The organism is Bacillus sp. SRB_8 (genome assembly GCF_003264205.1).
GTDB classification, from domain to species: domain Bacteria; phylum Bacillota; class Bacilli; order Bacillales; family Bacillaceae_G; genus Bacillus_A; species Bacillus_A mycoides.
On sequence record NZ_NADT01000018.1, the window covers coordinates 991,049 to 1,010,295 of the forward strand.

At 34.3% G+C, this 19,247-nt stretch carries 16 protein-coding genes and 1 pseudogene; 8 read left to right on the forward strand and 9 right to left on the reverse strand.

Annotation, left to right across the window (positions count from 1 at the left end):
* Nucleotides 1–8 precede the first annotated feature (8 nt).
* On the reverse strand, nucleotides 9–263 hold the full coding sequence (locus B5P40_RS15410; RefSeq protein WP_113709388.1) for a hypothetical protein: 255 nt from the start codon (nucleotides 261–263) through the stop codon (nucleotides 9–11).
* A 169-nt stretch (nucleotides 264–432) separates the two neighbouring features.
* Between B5P40_RS15410 and B5P40_RS15415 the strand changes: the two genes are divergently transcribed.
* On the forward strand, nucleotides 433–816 hold the full coding sequence (locus tag B5P40_RS15415) for a hypothetical protein (protein WP_113709389.1): 384 nt from the start codon (nucleotides 433–435) through the stop codon (nucleotides 814–816).
* A gap of 333 nt (nucleotides 817–1,149) precedes the next feature.
* Here the strand turns inward: B5P40_RS15415 and B5P40_RS15420 are convergent, their stop codons facing one another.
* Nucleotides 1,150–3,099 (reverse strand): ABC transporter permease, encoded by a 1,950-nt coding sequence (locus B5P40_RS15420; protein ID WP_113709390.1) that lies wholly within the window; start codon nucleotides 3,097–3,099, stop codon nucleotides 1,150–1,152.
* Entirely contained in the window at nucleotides 3,086–3,856 is a 771-nt protein-coding gene (locus B5P40_RS15425; protein WP_000859659.1) for an ABC transporter ATP-binding protein, read from the reverse strand. Before B5P40_RS15425 ends, B5P40_RS15420 begins: the two co-directional genes overlap by 14 nt.
* A 306-nt stretch (nucleotides 3,857–4,162) precedes the next feature.
* Between B5P40_RS15425 and B5P40_RS15430 the strand changes: the two genes are divergently transcribed.
* Nucleotides 4,163–5,035 (forward strand): AraC family transcriptional regulator, encoded by an 873-nt coding sequence (locus tag B5P40_RS15430; RefSeq protein ID WP_113709391.1) that lies wholly within the window; start codon nucleotides 4,163–4,165, stop codon nucleotides 5,033–5,035.
* A gap of 113 nt (nucleotides 5,036–5,148) precedes the next feature.
* On the opposite strand, the gene B5P40_RS15435 is transcribed toward B5P40_RS15430, so the two are convergent.
* The 4 genes from B5P40_RS15435 to B5P40_RS15450 all read right to left on the reverse strand — a co-directional run bounded on the left by B5P40_RS15435 (nucleotide 5,149) and on the right by B5P40_RS15450 (nucleotide 8,494).
* Nucleotides 5,149–6,723 (reverse strand): putative ABC transporter permease subunit, encoded by a 1,575-nt coding sequence (locus B5P40_RS15435; RefSeq protein WP_113709392.1) that lies wholly within the window; start codon nucleotides 6,721–6,723, stop codon nucleotides 5,149–5,151.
* Entirely contained in the window at nucleotides 6,713–7,429 is a 717-nt protein-coding gene (locus tag B5P40_RS15440; protein ID WP_002167491.1) for an ABC transporter ATP-binding protein, read from the reverse strand. The genes B5P40_RS15435 and B5P40_RS15440 overlap by 11 nt, the downstream gene beginning before the upstream one ends.
* 160 nt (nucleotides 7,430–7,589) lie before the next feature.
* Nucleotides 7,590–8,225, reverse strand: a complete 636-nt coding sequence (locus tag B5P40_RS15445) for an SdpI family protein (RefSeq protein WP_000716338.1) — start codon at nucleotides 8,223–8,225, stop codon at nucleotides 7,590–7,592.
* Nucleotides 8,222–8,494, reverse strand: coding sequence for an autorepressor SdpR family transcription factor (locus tag B5P40_RS15450; protein WP_001070538.1), 273 nt, complete (start codon nucleotides 8,492–8,494; stop codon nucleotides 8,222–8,224). The genes B5P40_RS15445 and B5P40_RS15450 overlap by 4 nt, the downstream gene beginning before the upstream one ends.
* A 414-nt stretch (nucleotides 8,495–8,908) precedes the next feature.
* Here B5P40_RS15450 and B5P40_RS15455 point away from each other — a divergent pair, with 414 nt between their 5' ends.
* The 6 genes from B5P40_RS15455 to B5P40_RS15480 all read left to right on the forward strand — a co-directional run bounded on the left by B5P40_RS15455 (nucleotide 8,909) and on the right by B5P40_RS15480 (nucleotide 17,460).
* Nucleotides 8,909–9,604, forward strand: coding sequence for a response regulator transcription factor (locus B5P40_RS15455; protein ID WP_000276730.1), 696 nt, complete (start codon nucleotides 8,909–8,911; stop codon nucleotides 9,602–9,604).
* 2 nt (nucleotides 9,605–9,606) lie between these two features.
* Complete coding sequence (locus B5P40_RS15460) at nucleotides 9,607–10,629, forward strand: sensor histidine kinase (protein ID WP_002167488.1); 1,023 nt, start codon at nucleotides 9,607–9,609, stop codon at nucleotides 10,627–10,629.
* Between the two features lie 94 nt (nucleotides 10,630–10,723).
* Nucleotides 10,724–12,685, forward strand: a complete 1,962-nt coding sequence (locus B5P40_RS15465; RefSeq protein WP_113709393.1) for an FtsX-like permease family protein — start codon at nucleotides 10,724–10,726, stop codon at nucleotides 12,683–12,685.
* A gap of 68 nt (nucleotides 12,686–12,753) precedes the next feature.
* Nucleotides 12,754–14,712 (forward strand): FtsX-like permease family protein, encoded by a 1,959-nt coding sequence (locus B5P40_RS15470; RefSeq protein ID WP_113709394.1) that lies wholly within the window; start codon nucleotides 12,754–12,756, stop codon nucleotides 14,710–14,712.
* 19 nt (nucleotides 14,713–14,731) lie between these two features.
* A complete protein-coding gene (locus B5P40_RS15475) occupies nucleotides 14,732–15,484 on the forward strand; it encodes an ABC transporter ATP-binding protein (protein ID WP_000393251.1) in 753 nt (250 codons plus the stop codon).
* Nucleotides 15,481–17,460, forward strand: a complete 1,980-nt coding sequence (locus tag B5P40_RS15480) for an FtsX-like permease family protein (protein WP_078176950.1) — start codon at nucleotides 15,481–15,483, stop codon at nucleotides 17,458–17,460. The genes B5P40_RS15475 and B5P40_RS15480 overlap by 4 nt, the downstream gene beginning before the upstream one ends.
* A 54-nt stretch (nucleotides 17,461–17,514) precedes the next feature.
* Here B5P40_RS15480 and B5P40_RS15485 read toward each other — a convergent pair whose 3' ends face one another.
* On the reverse strand, nucleotides 17,515–17,709 hold the full coding sequence (locus tag B5P40_RS15485) for a YjcZ family sporulation protein (RefSeq protein ID WP_002112522.1): 195 nt from the start codon (nucleotides 17,707–17,709) through the stop codon (nucleotides 17,515–17,517).
* A gap of 179 nt (nucleotides 17,710–17,888) precedes the next feature.
* Nucleotides 17,889–19,213: pseudogene (gene gntP, locus B5P40_RS15490) on the reverse strand (gluconate permease GntP).
* Between the last annotated feature and the right edge of the window lie 34 nt (nucleotides 19,214–19,247).

A 19,247-nucleotide genomic window follows, 5' to 3' on the forward strand; every position in this document is an offset into this window, starting at 1 on the left:
AACGCCAACTAATCAATTTCAACCCAGCCCATTCCCATAGAGAGCAATAAAAGCCCCACTACAAAAAAGAGCGCACCAACTAAAAAGTAGAACGGTGCTCCGTGCAGCGGATCACAAACTAGCTCTAGAATATTTTGTGCCACTACTGTCCATTTATCTTTTTTTGAATTTTTTTCTTTTATTTCTTTTACAAACCTATACATACTTAAACCAATAAAAATGATGCCTATTAATAGACATCCTACTATAATAAGAATTCCCAAATATAACACTCCATTTAAAATATCCTTGTTATGTACACCTCATTTTAACTAAAAAAGCGAAAGAGAACATCATTTTCACTATGCTCTCTTTCGTTTTTTGAAAAACTTTATCACTATTTTCATTTACTCATAATCCGAAAATAAAAATAAACATCGGAGTGTAATTCAAATGAAACAACAGACTACTACCACTATATTAAATACGTTAATGATTAGCATGTTAATATTAAACCTTTTTATTTTCACATCACGAATGAGCTTTTTACCTTGGTATATTGAAGATGGTTGGGGGTATTTAGGATTATTATTTACATCTTTTGTTTTCTTAATTAGCTTCTTTATGTCTTCAAAGCTTCATAAAGATGGAAAGGTAACTACTCTACAAAAGTTCATTCCTCTTGTTTCTGCCATACTTTCAACCTTTGTTATCATCATGCCATCAAGTGATTTAATAACTATATTAGCCAATCTAGTTGATACAATTATATTAACCATTTATATAATCTTTTTTCAAACAAAGCCTGATTTATCTAATGAGAAACTATTACATTAAAAAGAAGGAGAGTTATTCTACAAAATAACTCTCCTTCTTTTTGTTCTAACCTTTTACACTACTCTCAAGGAGCTAGAACTTTATTCTCCTTAATCTTAATAAAGTTCTATCCCCTTCAAAAAAGTACAATAATGACAAATAAATTACTATAAATAAGTTAATAAATTTGTTACTTTTTTAATGCTAAGCTAATTCGCCATAATTTCTTCATTATATAAAGTGAAACTTTATCTCTCACTAGCGCTTATCAAAACAAAAAATAGTGATTCACCTGACTAAAAAATCAGGTGAATCACTATTTTTTAGTTCTTATTTCCTTACAGCTACCGTCTATTACTTCGCGCTCACAATCTTATAATAAGATCGAACTGTTAAGAAGTAATATCCGATGTAAATGACGCCATATACTCCGATACTAATTAGGAGCGGAATCATAATTTCGAATGGTAATAAGTTTGCTAAACCTTTTAGTGCAAATAAGCTATGCAGAATTCCGATTACTAACGGAATCGCAAAGATAAAGCTTACTTGTTTTGCAATAGCTTTTTTCATTTCTTGTTTCGTTACACCAACTTTACGAAGTACAACGTAACGCTCACGATCTGCATTTGCTTCAGTTAATTGCTTAAAGTAAATAATAGAGCCTGTTGCTAGTAAGAATACAAGTCCTAAGAACATTCCGATGAACATCATGAGTCCCGTTCCTTCAAGCCCCGTCTGGAAACCAGTATAGAAATCTCTAAATAGTGGTACCATTTCTGATTCACCAACTGGCATCACTTTTGCTAACTTTTCTGTTAATACTTTACTGTTTCTTTCATCTTTTACATCAATATTTTTTACAGCACGTGTTCCAAATGCTTGCTTCGCCTGTTCATACATTTCATCTGAAACGACAATCACTAATTCACCTAAGTTCGTAATTGCTGTATTATTTGCACCTTGAATCGTTAATGTGTTCGTTTCATTGCCAATTTGGAATACTGCTTCACTTCCTTTATATTGAGGGCTAAACTCATACCCTTCAATATAAGAGCTATCATATATAAATGCTTCACCAGTAGCTACGTTCACTGTTTCTGCATCGATTTTTTTTGCAAGTTTATTAAATTCGGACTGAGACATAAACTGATATTTCTCTGAAATCGTGTAGTTTAGATTAAGAATGAAGTCCACTTTATCCCCTTCAAACTTCCCTTTTACAGGAACCGTCTCAATTTCAAATTGATCTTTGACAGGGTGATTCGCCTTCTCTTCAGCAAAAATCGCATTTACTTTCTTATCAAGCTCTTCATCTTTTTTCTCATAAGAATAACTGTACGGCGCAGCTACTTTTGATTGCGTAAATGTGTTGTAATACATCGTAACTGACGTACCAACCGCTGTTAATGTCACTGCACTTAAAATAGAAATTGTCGCAAGTGACTTTGCATTTCCTTTAATACGATATAGTAACTGTGACGTCGTTACCATATTCATACCGTTATAAAACGATGATTTATTATTTCTTGCACGTTTCAATACGAATACTGTAAAGAACATAAATAGTAAGTACGTACCTACTACTGTCGCCAGTAAAATGTAAAGTGCGACTACCATAAAGTCGGCATACTTAAGTGCTTTCACATACATTAATGCTAAGAAATAACCTGAACCGATTAAGAAAACTGAAATTAATGCCATAATTACTGATCCTTTTGGCATTTCTTCTCCTTCACGTTCTGCGCGGAAAAGTTCAATTAGCTTAAATCGATAAATTAAACGATACCCTTGAAGTGATGTATACAATATAATCACAAAGAAAATAATTGCTGTATCAACAATTGCAGCCATCGGCACTTCAAAATGAACATTTAAGTTTAATCCCATCATACTTACTAATAACTCAAGGAATAATTTTGAAAGGACGCTACCAATCGCAATCCCTATAATTAAAGACATTAATCCCATTAACATATTTTCATAAAAGAGCATTTTACCGATCTGTCTTTTACGAATACCAAGTAACGAATATAATCCAACTTCTTTTTTACGTTTACGTGTAAAGAATCCGTTTGAATATATAATGAACACCGCTACGAAGATGATAAGCATTACACTGGAAACTTGGAACGCTCCGCTAATTTTTTTAGAACCTTCCGCAGCTTTTTCCATTTGTGAATTATACTGCAACGCCTTAAATGTAAAATAAATGACGATGCTAAATATCATAGATGCAAAATATACAAAGTAGTCTTTAAAGTTCCGCTGTATGTTGCGGAGGGCAATGCTAGATAAGGTCATCGGCCATACCTCCAGAAATGGAAGACATTACGTCAACGACTTTTTGGAAGAACTGTTTACGTGTTGATTCGCCGCGGTGCAATTCTTTATATAACTCACCGTCTTTAATGAAAATAACTCGTTTACAGTAACTTGCGGCAAACGCATCATGCGTTACCATTAAAATTGTAGAGTTATCATATTCATTTAACGACTTCATACTTTCTAGTAAGTCTGTTGCCGATTTTGAATCAAGTGCTCCAGTCGGCTCGTCTCCGAAAATCATACTAGGACTTGTAACGATCGCACGCGATGCTGCGCAGCGCTGCTTCTGTCCACCAGATACTTGATATGGGAACTGACTTAAAATATGATCAATACCGAACTTCTTCGAGATTTCAAGAACACGGCGATCAATTTCACTCGCCTTCACCTTTGATAATGCAAGTGGCAAAGCAATATTTTCTTTTACCGTTAACGTATCTAATAAGTTATAATCTTGGAAAATGAATCCCAGATGATCACGGCGGAATAACGCCAACTTATCATCATTCATCTTCACGATATCTTTTCCATCAATTAAAATTTCACCGTTCGTCGCATTATCAATTGTAGAAAGGACATTTAAAAGAGTCGTCTTACCAGAACCAGAAGGTCCCATAATTCCAACGAACTCCCCTTCTTTTACTTGTAAGTTAATACCTTTTAAAGCTGCAAATTTATTACCACCTGTGTCATATACTTTTTCAATATTTTTTGCTTCTAACACTGTTTTCATCTCGACATCCCTCATTTCTTCTATTCTCTATTTTCAACTATATACACTCTCTACTCTTGCCACTATCGATGTTTCTTACACAAACATGACAGTTATGTAAGGCACATAAGCAGAGGAGTCAGAATTTAACCTAGTGAGCTAAAGTACTTTGTTACTATAACATTGGGATATCATGCCATCCATTCATTCTCCTTACAGGAACATTACATTTTTGTAAGGTTAAAAATACACCCTACAAAGTTGTGCATGAAATGTCGGATGGAGCTATTTCATTCTTGCTATTCTATATACGAAGGAGGTCATAGTATGGATTCACTTAAAAATATGAATGCGGCAATGCAGTATGTTGAAGACAACCTTACACACGAAATTGATTTTAAAGAAGTCGCAAAAATAGCTTTCTGCTCCGAATATCATTTCAAAAGAATGTTTTCTTTTTTAGCTGGCATATCACTATCAGAATATATTCGCTGTAGACGTCTTACTCTTGCTGCCTTTGAACTAAAAGATAGCAATGCAAAAGTCATTGATGTCGCTATAAAATATGGATACAACTCACCAGATTCATTTACACGTGCATTTCAAAATTTGCACGGAATAACGCCTTCAGAAGCTCGAAATACAATTCGTTCTTTGAAGGCTTATTCATCAATGACCTTCCAACTATCCATTCAAGGAGGAAATGAAATGAACTATCGAATTGAAGAAAAAGAGCCATTTCAAATCATTGGCATACAAAAACGAGTACCGATTGTTTTTAACGGTGTAAACGAAGAAATTGCTTCTATGTGGAAAAGTTTAACCCCACAGTCCATTCAAACATTAAAGATGCTTTCAAATGTGAACCCAAATGGAATCATTAGTGCCTCCACTAACTTTTCTGAAGGAAGAATGGAAGAAAAAGGCGAACTCGATCACTATATTGGAGTAGCCACAACGAAAGATTGCCCAGAGCAATTTGCGCAACTTGAAGTCGCTGCTTCAACATGGGCTATATTTGAAGCTGTCGGTCCATTTCCTGATGCATTACAAAATGTGTGGGGACGTATTTATTCCGAATGGTTCCCTTCTTCGAACTACGAACTAGCAGAAGGACCGGAAATATTGTGGAATGAACAGAAAGATGTAACTTCTCCAAACTTCAAAAGTGAAATTTGGATACCGGTTTTGAAGAAATAATGTCTAGATCCAAATTTCCCTAAAATAAAAAAGCTACTGCTCCTTTGAAAGGAGCAGTAGCTTTTTTATTTTAACTTCTTCTTTACAATCAAAATACGAATATGACATTAACTTTATTTTATACTTCTTCTCGACTCGTTCTTATACAAGAAAATAGTAACAATCGTAAGTACTATAACAACTCCAAAAGTAAATACTCTGTAGTTCGAGATTGTAGCAGTACCGATTAATACGGCTGGTATAACAGCCATAATTAAGCCACCGAACATACCGACAAACGATCCTATACTTTGTTTTACTACTTGAGTTTCTGATACCCAATCATAATAACCAAATCGATTATTAATAAAAATCCCCCATACTGCCGAAAATAATGAATATGTTATCGGTGTTATTACGATGAAAAGAGAACTCCAAACATCTAGTTTTAACCCTATTATCAGTAATACAGCACTAATAAGTGATGCAGGTATACTTAATGAAAGATTCATAAGAATTTTACTGTCATAAATCATCTTTGGCGCTATAGGCAACGACTTAATAATCCATACATTTTTTCCTTCTAAAGACAATGACACACATGTTGTACACGTCATCGAAATCGCTGCTGCAATAGCAAATGGCGCAACCTTTTGCAACAGGGCCTCAATTCCAGGATACGCTATTAATTGACTTGGCCCTACTACAACTATAGCTAGTGCGAAAGCTAGCGCCATCACAACTCCCATTCCGCTATTTACCACATACACTGTAGAAGAAAAGAAACGCTTCAGTTCTTTTTTATACAATGCGGCCAATACCCTTTCTTTTCTCATGCTATGAATTTCATAATTTGAAAGCATATGATAAGTGGTAATCTCTGTATTTATTTGCTTATATTTTAACGAAAGGATTTTTACAAAAAGATAATACCAAATAACCGATATCCCAACAAACAGGATGAAAGCTACAATATCAGCATGAACAATTGCTTTTTGAAACATGTTAGCTAATGGATACACTTTAGTTAGTTGCTCCGAAACAATTGCACCAATCCCGTTCATATCATTAAGACTATATTGAGCATTTCCGTTTTTTAGCATAAAGAAACCGAATGTAATAATTACTATGAAACTTAAAATCGTAGTTATTTTATTCGTATTTTTAAATTTAGAAGCGATTGCCGTAATCGCAGCTCCAAAGACCGCTGCGATTGTTGTTGGAATTAAAGATACTATAAACATACTGATGAACCACATAAAGTAAAAAGAAACTGATGGCCTCTCATGTATGCCATAAACAACTCCCATTGGTAGCATGATTATGATTGAAAAGATCGTATTCAGCAAATATAAATACAAAAACCTACTTGTAATAACCGTACTTACACGAATCGGTAATGACATTAAAAGATCGTAATCCTTAAAAGCAAAAATCTCTCCATTTGCCTTAAATATAGTGAAAAACAACGTCAATACACTGCTAATAACTAGTGCATAAACTGGGATAATTTCACTTATTCCTAGTCTCACCAATCCATATGCCGAGGCCCCACAATATAGCATTAACATGACACCAACTAAGGCAATAGATGCTGACAGTAAAATCTTATTCTGCTTCTTCTTTTTATCTTTTTCGTATTTAAAAGTATTTAAACCAAGCTGCGTTATCAAGCGGATTTTTAAAAGACCTAGACTACTAATATTCATTAGCAAGCTCCTTCATAAAGAGCTCTTCCAATGATCCTTCCTTTATTAAAGAATTCACTTCCCCTGAAAGTGCTAATTTCCCTCTATTAATCATCGCTATTTTATTACATAACTTCTCCGCCACATCTAAAACATGCGTAGAAAAGAAAATCGCACTTCCCTTTTCACAAAGCTCCTTCATAATACCTTTCAACACTACAGCAGCCTTTGGATCAAGACCAACGAAAGGTTCATCTAAAACTAATAATTTCGGTTTATGCAAAACCGCTGATATAATCGCCACTTTTTGTTTCATACCATGTGAATAAGAAGATATTAAATCACCTAGGTACGGTGTAATCTCAAAAGCATCTCCATACTTTTGTATCTCCTTTTCCCGATCTTTTGCAGACACTTTAAACACATCCGCAACAAAGTTTAAATATTGAATTCCTGTTAATTGCTCATATAAATCTGGATTATCGGGAATATACGCCACTACTCTCTTACATGCAATCGGATCCTTTTTTACTGAATATCCATCAACAAAAATTTCACCCTCTTCAAAATCTATAACTCCAACTAACGACTTAATTGTTGTACTTTTCCCCGCACCGTTATGCCCAATAAATCCAAAGATATCTCCTGCTTGAACAGTAATATTTAACTGATCTACTGCTTTTTTGCCACCTTTGTATGTCTTGCTAAAATTTATAATTTCTAACATGTGATTTCCCCCAAACTATCTTTTTAACTAAATTTTCAGACCTAAAAGCGAAAAATTTACTCAGCGAGCTTTTTCGTTATCCCCACTGAGTATTAAAATTTCTTAACACATAGAAACTATAAATATAAAATTTGACTAGTACAGTTCAATCCCTTATTGCTCACAATTGCATTTCTTTTTTATATAAAACGTAAGAATATAAATTTGTTATGAGGACAGCAACTACTATAATCCCTAGCATCATATAAGATCTCCAATCAGCTGGAGCGAAAACACTTATAATCATAATGAGTCCTAAAGCTACAAATACTTTTCCACTAAATCGATGTGTTTTCCGCCATACTTCTTCATTACTTAACGTCCAAGGATTACGCATCCCAACGAAAAAGTTAGGCTTACACTGCGGTAAATAATTACCCATCACTAAAAATAAAACACCAACTAATAATTCTGGAACTCGATTAATGAATAAATTATATCCTAGTCCACTTGTAATAATATCTATATTTCCTACAAATAGTAGCAATAGTATCCCGTTATTCATCATCATAAAAGCTTTAGAAAATTTCTCGTAATTTGCTTTCCTTGGATCAATCTTTGGTATCACATTTAGAAATACATATAACGCAATCATAATTCCAACCATAGAAATCATTCCATATAATTTAGAAGAATAACCATCTACCTTACCACCACTCCAATGTGTCGCGATTGTATCCGGCAAATGTGGCCAAGCAAACGCCCAAGCTATACAAGTTATAAGAATTAATATAATTGCAAAAAGATGCTTTTTCATTTCCCCTCTTCCCCCTTATTTGTAAATGTAAACACCCAAGTCAATAAATCTTGAAAGACAGTTGTGTTCAAAGAGTACACAACGAATTGCCCTCTTTTTTCATCTTGAATAAGTTCAGCATTTTTAAGTGCATTTAAGTGGTGTGAAATACTTGGCTTTGTCATGTTGAACTGTTCAGCAATTTCCCCAGCTGTTAAATCGCCTTCTTTTAATAAATCTAAAATTTTTCGCCTTGTTGGGTCTGCTAATGCTTTGAATGCTTGATTCAATGTCTTTCTTCCTTTCACTAATTAGACATTTAGATATTTATCTAAATGTTAAAATGATTTCAGTCAATTGTCAATTATATATAAGGCCCTTTTTACTTTTTCCACTTTTGACCCATACTGTTTACTATATAAATCCTGTTTAATCTTTCATCATATAAATACGCCACAACTATGCTATGTATAACAAAAAAGGAAAGCCTATTCATTTGATTTCTTTGTTTTTACTTCGTACGGGGTAAAAAAGGCCCTGACCGCTTCTATGCATGGCTGGATCCTCTCTCTCCCCTAAAAAGACAAGTTCTATGTCGTCTTTTAAACTTTTATATTTATATAGCTCTCATTTCAACATAATGAAAAGACTTGAAACACATGATACACTATAGCTACAATTGTTTTTTTAGGAGGAATATACATATGTATAAAATTTTAATCGTTGAAGACGATCCAAATATTTCATCATTATTACAATCTCACATTCAAAAATATGGCTATGATGCTGTTGTTGCGGAGAACTTCGATGATATTATGGAATCGTTTAACGCCGTGAAACCACATCTTGTTTTACTTGATGTAAACTTACCGAAATTCGATGGTTTCTACTGGTGCCGTCAAATTCGTCATGAATCTACTTGTCCAATTATTTTCATTTCAGCTCGTGCTGGTGAAATGGAACAAATTATGGCGATTGAAAGCGGTGCGGATGATTATATTACGAAGCCGTTCCACTACGACGTTGTAATGGCGAAAATCAAAGGTCAATTACGCCGTATTTACGGTGATTATGCACCAAATATTTCTGAACGTATCGTTGAGGTTGAAGGACTAAAACTATTCCCTGAGCGTCCAGAAATTCATTTTGGAGCTGAGCAAGTTCTTTTAACGAAGAAAGAAGCAATTTTAGCAGAAATGCTATTATCTAAATTCCCGCGTACAGCGAGTCGTGAAGATTTACTAGCCGCTCTTTGGGACGACGAAAGCTTCGTTGAGGAAAATACATTAAACGTAAACATCACGCGTCTTCGTAAAAAGTTCAATGAGCTTGGTATTGAAAATGCTATTGAAACAGTACGTGGACTTGGGTATCGTTTTAACGCAACTTGGAGTGAATAAACATGAAGCTATTTTTACGTGATCATTTTGCATTTTTCCTACTATATGTATTAAACTTCGGAATCATTTTCGTTCTTTATGATGCAGTAGACGGATTTCAAAATAATAAGTTTTACTTCATCGTTTTAAGCTTATACTTATTCATCTGTTTCCTCGCTTATCGTTACGTTCGTAACCGTAGAATGTACCACAGATTAAGTGAACCACCAGAGAAAATGGAAGATGCGTTTATTGAAAGAGCGACTGCTCCTATGCCCCACAGTGTAAACGAGCTCGTTCGTACGCAATATCGCCTATTCCAAAAAGACCTACAAACATTCGAAGTAAAACAGCAAGAACACCAATTATTTATTAACCATTGGGTACATCAAATGAAAACGCCTGTTTCTGTTATGCAGCTTATGGTGCTTGAAATGGAAGATGAGCATTTAATCCCTAAATTCAAAAAAGAGTTAGAGCGATTAAATCAAGGGCTCGATATGGCTTTATACATGGCAAGATTAAATAACTTCCATGAGGACTTCCATGTTGAGACGATTTCATTAAAAGATGCTGTAACAAAAAATATTAACGGATTAAAAGAACTATTCATTCGAAACGGAGTCTTCCCCGTTTTAGAAGTTCATTCAGATTTAAAAGTTGCTTCTGATGCGAAATGGCTAAAGTTCATTATTTATCAGTTAATGACAAATGCAGTTCGGTACTCTGGTGAGCGTGGAAAGAAAGTTTTCTTATCAGCTTATCGCAATGGTAAAGATATTATTTTGGAAGTTCGTGACGAAGGCGTTGGTATTCCGCAAGAAGATATTCGAAGAGTATTTGAACCTTTTTACACTGGAAAAAACGGTCGTGCATTTGGAGAATCTACTGGTATGGGGCTTTATATTGTAAGTAAAATTTGTGATTATTTAGGTCACTCTGTGAAACTAGACTCTGAAGTTGGTAAAGGAACGACGATTAAAATCATCTTCCACAACGCTGCAAATAATCAAGCAGAAAATACGGAGAAGGTGACCGAAGCATGATCGTAACATATGCTAGCAAAATGTATGAGATCTCACTCTCATACATTTTTTGCAATAAAACTACATATCGGCCTGCTAACGGGAGGCATATATTATGACATTTTGGCAATTTGCATTTAAAAATGTAACGCGCAACTCAAGAGCTTATTTTGCCTACTTTATAAGCAGTGCCTTCTCTATTGCTGTTTATTTATTTCATCCGAAATTACAAAACTTCAATATGATCTCTGAAATTTCAGGGTTAATGATATTTTCAGAAGTAGTAATTGTTTTCTTCTCTTTCTTCTTTTTACTATATTCGATTGGATCATTTTTAAAAGTTCGTAAAAAACAATTTGGGATTTTAACCATTTTAGGTATATCGAAAAAGCAATTACATCGTCTCGTTTTTACGGAAAATATGTTAATTGGTATTTTATCTATCTTTTTCGGCATACAGTTTGGGTTTGTTTTTTCGCAATTTTTCTTATTAGTGACAGCGAAAATTACGCACGTACCAGGTATATATTTATACGGGCCTACTAACGCAATCATTTTAACGACCATCGTTTTTCTTAGTCTTTTTATCATTGTATCTGCATTCACACCAATGCTTATTCGTACAAAAAAAGCGGTACACCTTTTAAAAACAAATGGTGGAAAACAAAAAGAAAGAAAACCATCCATATTTATTTCTTTATTTGGTGCTATCTGTTTATTAGGCGGCTATGCTTTAGCTGGAAATCCTAAATATTTTGTCTCAGTAAGCCCGCAAATAGGTGTTATATACATGGTTTCAAGTATCTTCGTAATCCCAACGTTTGTTACAATGGGAACGTATTTTTTCTTTTCACAAATTAGTTTTTCACTTATTTATATTTTGAAAAAAAGAAGAAAATTTTATATGAAACGGATAAATATGCTTTGGATATCTGATTTAGCAAACCGTATTCGAACAAATATTAATATGCTTTTTATTGTGGCCATGCTATCTACCGTCGCTTTTACAATGATTACGTTTTTATATGGATTCGGGAAATTTATTAAACTAGAGGTTACTAAAACTTCACCTTTTCCAATTTCTTATTTTTCTTATGATGCGAATCCTTTTGTTGCAGAACACTTGAATTGGCTTGAGCAGCAATTACAAAGGGAAAATTTCTCTTATGAGAAAATAAACGCTGATTTATATGAAGCACCATTAAAAGAAGATCAAGGTATAGCCATTTATAATGACGTATATGCAATTAAGCAAAGTGACTATAACAAACTTGCGGATTCTTTACAATTAAAACAACTATTCATGGATGATAACGAAGCATATGTTTTAACAGGGACATCTTATATCACCATATTTAATGAGTTTGAGCAAAGCTACAACAGAGACTACATTACACTCTCTAGCACAAATACGAAATTACGAGTAAAAGGCTATGAATATGTGAATGCAATTCCATCTACCTTTTCATATCAAACGTTAGTTTTACCTGATGCTGTTGTAGAAAATTTCCCCAATACAACTAAACATGTATCAGCGTACAATTATAAAGTACAAAACTGGGAAAAAACGTATAAAATTGCAGATGATTTTATAGAAAAGGTGCAAAAAGATCGAGATAAATCCCAGTACAAAGGACCTCTTATTCGCTCCTTTGAATCGGCAGGGTCACTATATAGAATAACCTCAGGAAGTGCCGCATACTTCCTAATCGGGACATTCTTAGGTGTCATTTTCTTTATTGGAGCAGGTAGCGTTCTTTACTTCAGAATGTATACAGATTTAACGAACGAACAAGAAAAATATGTAGCAATTTCAAAAATTGGTGTAACAGATGCAGAGATGAAAAAATCTGCAACCATTCAACTTAGCATTTTATTTTTCGTTCCGTACGTTATGGCGTCCATTCATACAATGTTCGCAACAAAAATGCTTCAAGATGTAATTGGTTTATCTTTGTTCAAAGAAATTTCAGCTGTTCTTATTATTTTTGGAGTCGTTGAAATCCTATTTTTCTTATTCATTCGTTCGCTTTATATGCAAAAATTATCACAGTATACGAATGGGCAAAATATTTAAAACAAACTTTATGAAAAGAGTATCTCTCATACTCTTTTCATCTTCGCTCTATTAGGAGGTTTAGGTGAATGACATTTTGGCAGTTTGCATTTAAAAACGTGACGCGGAACGCTAGAGCTTATTTCGCCTATTTTATAAGCAGTGCGTTTTCCATTGCAATTTTCTTCTCGTTTGCAGTTTATTTATTTCATCCTAAATTGCATATGACAGGCGTGAATGCTGCTCTGAACATATTAATGACAATCTCAGAAGTTGTCATTGTATTCTTTTCATTTTTCTTTTTACTATATTCAATCGGTACTTTCTTAAAAGTACGAAAAAAACAGTTCGGGATTTTAACAGTACTTGGCATATCTCCAAAGCAATTAAAGAGGCTCGTATTTCTAGAAAACATGCTAATTGGTGGCCTATCCATATTTTTCGGCATTCAATTTGGCCTTGTCTTTTCACAGTTCTTTTTATTAGTTACCGCCAAAATTACGCATGTGCCTGGTTTATATTTATATTGGTGGCCTACAGCTGCTATCGTTTTAACTATAATTATCTTTCTTGGACTCTTCATTCTCGTATCATCTTTTACACCGATGCTAATCCGTACGAGAAAAGCTGTACGTCTTTTAAAAGAAGGAACAAAACAAAAAGAAAGAAAAGCATCTGTACTCATCTCTCTCTTTGGTGCGATATGTTTAATATCTGGATATGTTTTAGCAGCAAACCCACTATATTTTATGTCATTAGGAGATATCGCTGGGCTTTTGTACGCTGCCTCCTGTATATTTGTCATCCCATCACTTGCTGCAGCTGGGACATATTTTTTCTTCTCACAAATTAGCTTCTTACTCATTCGCATATTAAAGACGAGAAGAAAATTTTATATGAAACGTATTAATATGCTTTGGGTTTCTGATTTAGCAACTCGGATTCGGACAAATATTAACATGCTCTTTATCGTGACGATGTTATCGACACTCGCTTTTACAATGATTACATTCTTATATGGGTTTGGGAAATTCACAAAGTTTGATGAAATAAGGAAAAATCCTTTCCCGTTTACTTATTTATCACATACTGAAAATACGTTAGCTGATGAACATTTAAATTGGTTAGAACAAAAATTGAACGAAGAGCAATTTACTTATACAAAATTTAAAACAGACATATATGAAGTATCTTCAGCTGAGGATAACTCACAGCTCTATTATGCCATTAAACAAAGTGACTATAATGTACTTGCTAAAGCATTAAGCTGGGAAACTCTCACGGTGAATAAGAATGAATCTTATATTCTTATGAAAGACTTAGACGATCAAGTTATTGGAACAATTCATACTAAAGAAAAGAAAAATATTCTTCCACTTACTCAAAACAATTTACAACTACAAGTGAAAGAATATAAAAGTTATAACCCCTTCCCAAACAGCTTAATATACCAATTACTCGTACTATCTGATGAAAATGTAGAAGCCTTATCAACTACTTCAAAACAGATGAGTGTATATAGCTTCAAAGTTCCAGACTGGGAAAAGGCACATAATATCGGTTCAGCATTTATAACAAAAATTGATAATGACAATGCAGCTATTCAGGCAGAACATCCACCGTTTCATGCAAGTGAAGCAAGCGATTCTCTATACAAAACAAAATTAAATGTTGCTTCGTTTTTCTTAATTGGTACTTTCCTAGGTGTTATTTTCTTTATCGGAGCTGGCAGTGTTCTTTACTTCCGTATGTATACAGATTTAACAAATGAGCAAGAAAAGTATATAACGATTACAAAAATCGGTTTAACAGAAGTCGAAATGAAGCAATCCGCTACAATTCAACTTGCGATTCTTTTCTTTGTTCCTTACATTATGGCATCGATCCATACGATGTTTGCGACAAAGATGTTACAAGAGATATTACATCTATCATTATTCGCTGAGATTACAGTTGTACTTGTAATCTTTGGAACGGTTGAAATTATCTTTTTCCTTTTAATTCGTTCCTTTTATATGCAAAAATTATCACAACATATTAAGTTTTAAAAATAGAAAGGTGATTATTATGGAAGAAGTATTACACATAAAAAACGTCTCAAAAGTGTATGAAGGAAAAGTCCCTCATACTGCTTTAAAAAATATAAATTTACATGTAGATAAAGGAGAATTTGTTGCTATCATGGGACCATCTGGTAGCGGTAAATCTACATTTTTAAACGTTATCTCTACAATTGACTCCCCTACTTCTGGTGATGTCGTGATTAATGGAAAAAAACCGCACACATTTCGTAGAGAGAAACTAGCTATTTTCCGCCGCCAAGAGTTAGGGTTTGTTTTCCAAAACTTTAACCTATTAGATACACTAACAATCGGTGAAAATATCGTACTGCCTTTAACTTTAGATAATGTTCCTTTAAAAGAAATGGACGAAAAGCTCGATAACATTTCAAAGAAACTTGGAATTGATCATATTTTGGACAAGCGTATTTTTGAAGTTTCTGGAGGACAAGCACAGCGTACCGCGGTAGCACGCGCTGTTATTCATCATCCGTCACTTCTACTTGCGGATGAACCGACAGGAAACTTAGATTCTAAAGCAGCAATTGATGTAATGGAGCTATTTACGAAATTAAATAAAGAAGAGGATGCCACAATTTTAATGGTTACTCATGATCCGTTTGCAGCAAGTTATTGTAACCGCGTTATTTTCATTAAAGATGGTGGGCTTTACAATGAATTACACCGCGGACTATATCGCGAGAAATTTTATCAAGAAATATTAGATGTTTTAGCATTATTAGGAGGAAGGCGTGGATGACGTTTTGGCAATTTGCATTTAAAAATGTCTCGCGTAATTCTAAAGCATATTTTGCTTATTTTGTAAGTAGTGCTTTTTCTATTATGGTTTTCTTTTCATTTACTGTATACGCGTATCATCCACGCTTACAAAATGTACAAAGCTTTCAAGAACGGGATCCTCTAATGAACTTAGCGAGTACAGCACAGCTTGTGATTGTTATGTTCTCGTTCTTCTTTCTCTTATATTCAATTGGAACATTTTTAAATGTACGGAAGCAGCAATTCGGGATACTCACGATTCTCGGTATCTCACAGAAACAATTAAAAAGACTGTTATTTACTGAAAACATGATAATCGGGATATTGTCCATCTTTATCGGTATACAAGGTGGCCTAGTGTTCTCTAATTTTTTCTTATTAGTCACTTCAAAATTAACAAGTGCGAAAGGTCTCTATTTATATTGGCCAACAGAAGCGATTATCGTGACAACCGTAACGTTTATCATTTTATTTTTAATCGTTTCTACATTTACACCTATGTTTATTCGGACTCGTAAAACAGTCCATCTTATTAAAGGGAACAAGAAAGTGACAGCCGAAAAAAGGCCGTCTATACTCATTTCGATATTTGCTTTAACTTGTTTAGGGTTATGTTATTATATTGCTGGTTATCCACAAGGCTACGTAACCGAAAAAAATGTGCAAAACGGATCTGTCTTCTTTATTATATTATCTATTTTGCCACTCGTAGTAGTCGGAACATATTTTTTCTTTTCACAAACATTTCTTCTTTTTATCTATATTTTAAAGAAACGTAGAAAGTTTTATTTGAAACAAATAAACATGTTATGGATTTCAGACTTAGTTGCTCGTACCCGTAGTAATATTAATGTACTCTTTATCGTTTCTATGCTATCTGCGCTTGCATTTACGATTATTATCGGACTATTTGCTGCGAATAATAATACAAAAGCGTCGATACTAGAGCGATATCCTATTCCCTTCACATACAAATTAGAAGGGGATCATTCCCTTGAACGAAAGCACGTTAATACTATTGAATCCGAACTTTCCAATGCTCATTTTCAATATAAAAAATATAAATTTACGCTTTTAAAAGATAATGCTTCAAAAGAAGAGATTGCAATTATGAAAATGAGTGATTATAACGAAATTGCTAAGCAGTTAAAGAGACCTACAATCACCCTTGATTCAAAAGAAGTTTACATTATTTCTGGCTATTCACCAGAGCTATTAAACCTTGTATCAAATCCATTTGTAAAACAAAATATAATTACGCTTGAATCCAATAAAAAGGAGTTTTATATAAAGGGATTTATTAACAAAGGAATAGCACCACCATTTGCATTAGCAAATTTAGTTATTATGCAAGATTATGCAATCGATACTATGATTCCTCATATTGAAACCATTACAGTTTATAACTACTTCGTGGATAATTGGGAAAATGCAATTATTCCAACGAAAAATATATTAAAAAGTATTAGTAATGACACCGAAAAATATTATGAGGCACATAAAGATGATAAGCATGCATCTCCCGTCCCTTTTAATATTTATACAGCTACTGATGAGTTACTCCATAATAAAGAAAATGCAGTTGCTCAATTCTTTATTTGGGCATTTCTTGGCTTTATCTTCTTTATCGGAGCGGCTAGCGTTTTATACTTCCGTATGTATAACGACTTAACGAATGAAAAACAAAAGTACATTACGATTACAAAACTGGGCTTAACTGAATCAGAAATGTTTCGCTCCGCAACGATTCAATTAGGAATTTTATTTTTCGTTCCTTACATCGTTGCTGGTGTTCACACGTTATTTGCGGTTAAGTTTTTACAAAGCATGTTTTCTTTCTCGTTACTAAAAGAGTTACTGATTGTACTCACCTTTTTCGGGATTATCGAGATTATTTTCTTTTTCTTAATCCGCTCTCTGTACATTAATAAATTATCACAGCATATAAAAATATGAATAAAATGGCCTTGTGCATATTGCACAAGGCCATTTTCAATAGTTTTTAAATAATTAGCAGCAATATCCACCATAGCCGCCGCCATAGCCACCATAACCGCCGTAACCACAAGAACCGCCGCCTCCGCCGAAGCAGCTAGCACCGATGATAATTAATAAAATAAACAATACGATTAGAAGCGCAAAACCGCCTCCGCACCCACGTCTGCGGTCGCAATCATCATGTCTGTGTTCACACTTTTCGCTCATTACTCTATTCCTCCTTTAGTATCATTCATAACAAGATCGTCTTGCTCTAAATGAGGGGATTCCATTTATATTATGTTTTCAGGGCAAATAGGAAGCTTGGCACTCCTAAAAACGGGCTTGTTTCATGAAAAGAGCCCCAACACAAAAAGAGGATGCCTTTAAATAGGCACCCCCTTCTTCTAAACAAACATATTAAGTAAAAGCGCAAAGCCGAATGCAATAAATGATAACAATGTCTCCAGCACCGTCCACGTTTTAAACGTTTCTTTTACTGTCAAACCTAAATACTCTTTTACAAGCCAGAATCCTGCATCATTTACGTGAGAAAACATTAATGAACCTGCACCGGTTGCAATAACGAGTAATTCTAAATTTACACCCGACATGTGCTGAATAACCGGTGAAACAATTCCAGCTGCTGTCGTTAATGCTACAGTAGCTGAACCTGTTGCAATTCGGATTAATCCCGCTACCATGAACGCTAAGACGATTGGTGATAATGAAATATGTTCTGCCATTTGAGCGATGGCTGTTCCAACGCCGCTTTCAATTAATATTTGTTTAAATCCACCGCCTGCACCAATTATTAAAATAATGGAACCGACAGGTAGTAAACTTTCATCTGTTAATTTTTTAATCATCTTTTTATTAATTCCTTGCTTTATACCAAGCAAATAAAACGCTGCGAAACATGAAATAAGTAAAGCGATTACCGGACTTCCCACAAATACTAAAAATTCAGTTATTTTTTCGGTAATGAAATATATGGTGCGACTACTGATAAAATCATTAAAACTACTGGCAGTAAAATAATAAAAAATGAAACTTTACGACTCGGTAAATCAGTTGATACTGTCGTAACTCGAACAAGCTCCGGTTCATTTTCAGGTATAACCCTCTTATGTACCCACTTTGCAAATACCGGTCCTGCGATAATTGCTGTTGGTAACGCGATAATTAATGAATACAATAGTACCTTTCCTAAATTCGCATTATAAATACCGATTGCTGTCATCGCACCTGGATGCGGCGGCACTAGCCCATGTACAATCGATAATCCAGCAATAACAGGTAACGCAATTAACAATATATTTTGTTTCGTTGTTTTTCGAATTGAAATAACAAGTGGTAATAAAATGACGATTCCCACTTCAAAAAACACTGGAATACCTATAACAAATCCGGCGAATAACATTGCCCAAGGTAATTTTTTCACCCCGAAGAATCGAATGAAGAAATCTGCTACTTGCATGCCAGCCCCTGAATCGGACATCATTTTCCCTAAAATTGTTCCGAGAGCCAAAATACCAACTAAATGCCCTAGTACACTACCAACACCAGTTTCATAGGCAGTAACAATTTTGGTCAAGTTCAACCCAGACATAATAGCTAAAAATAGACTAGCAACTGTTAGACTAATAAACGCATGCCATTTCCACCATGATACCCCTAAAATAACAATTGCGATCGCAATTAACGTGACGATTAATAAGTATATATCCATATCCCATTCCCCTTCGATATGAAATTTTTTTACA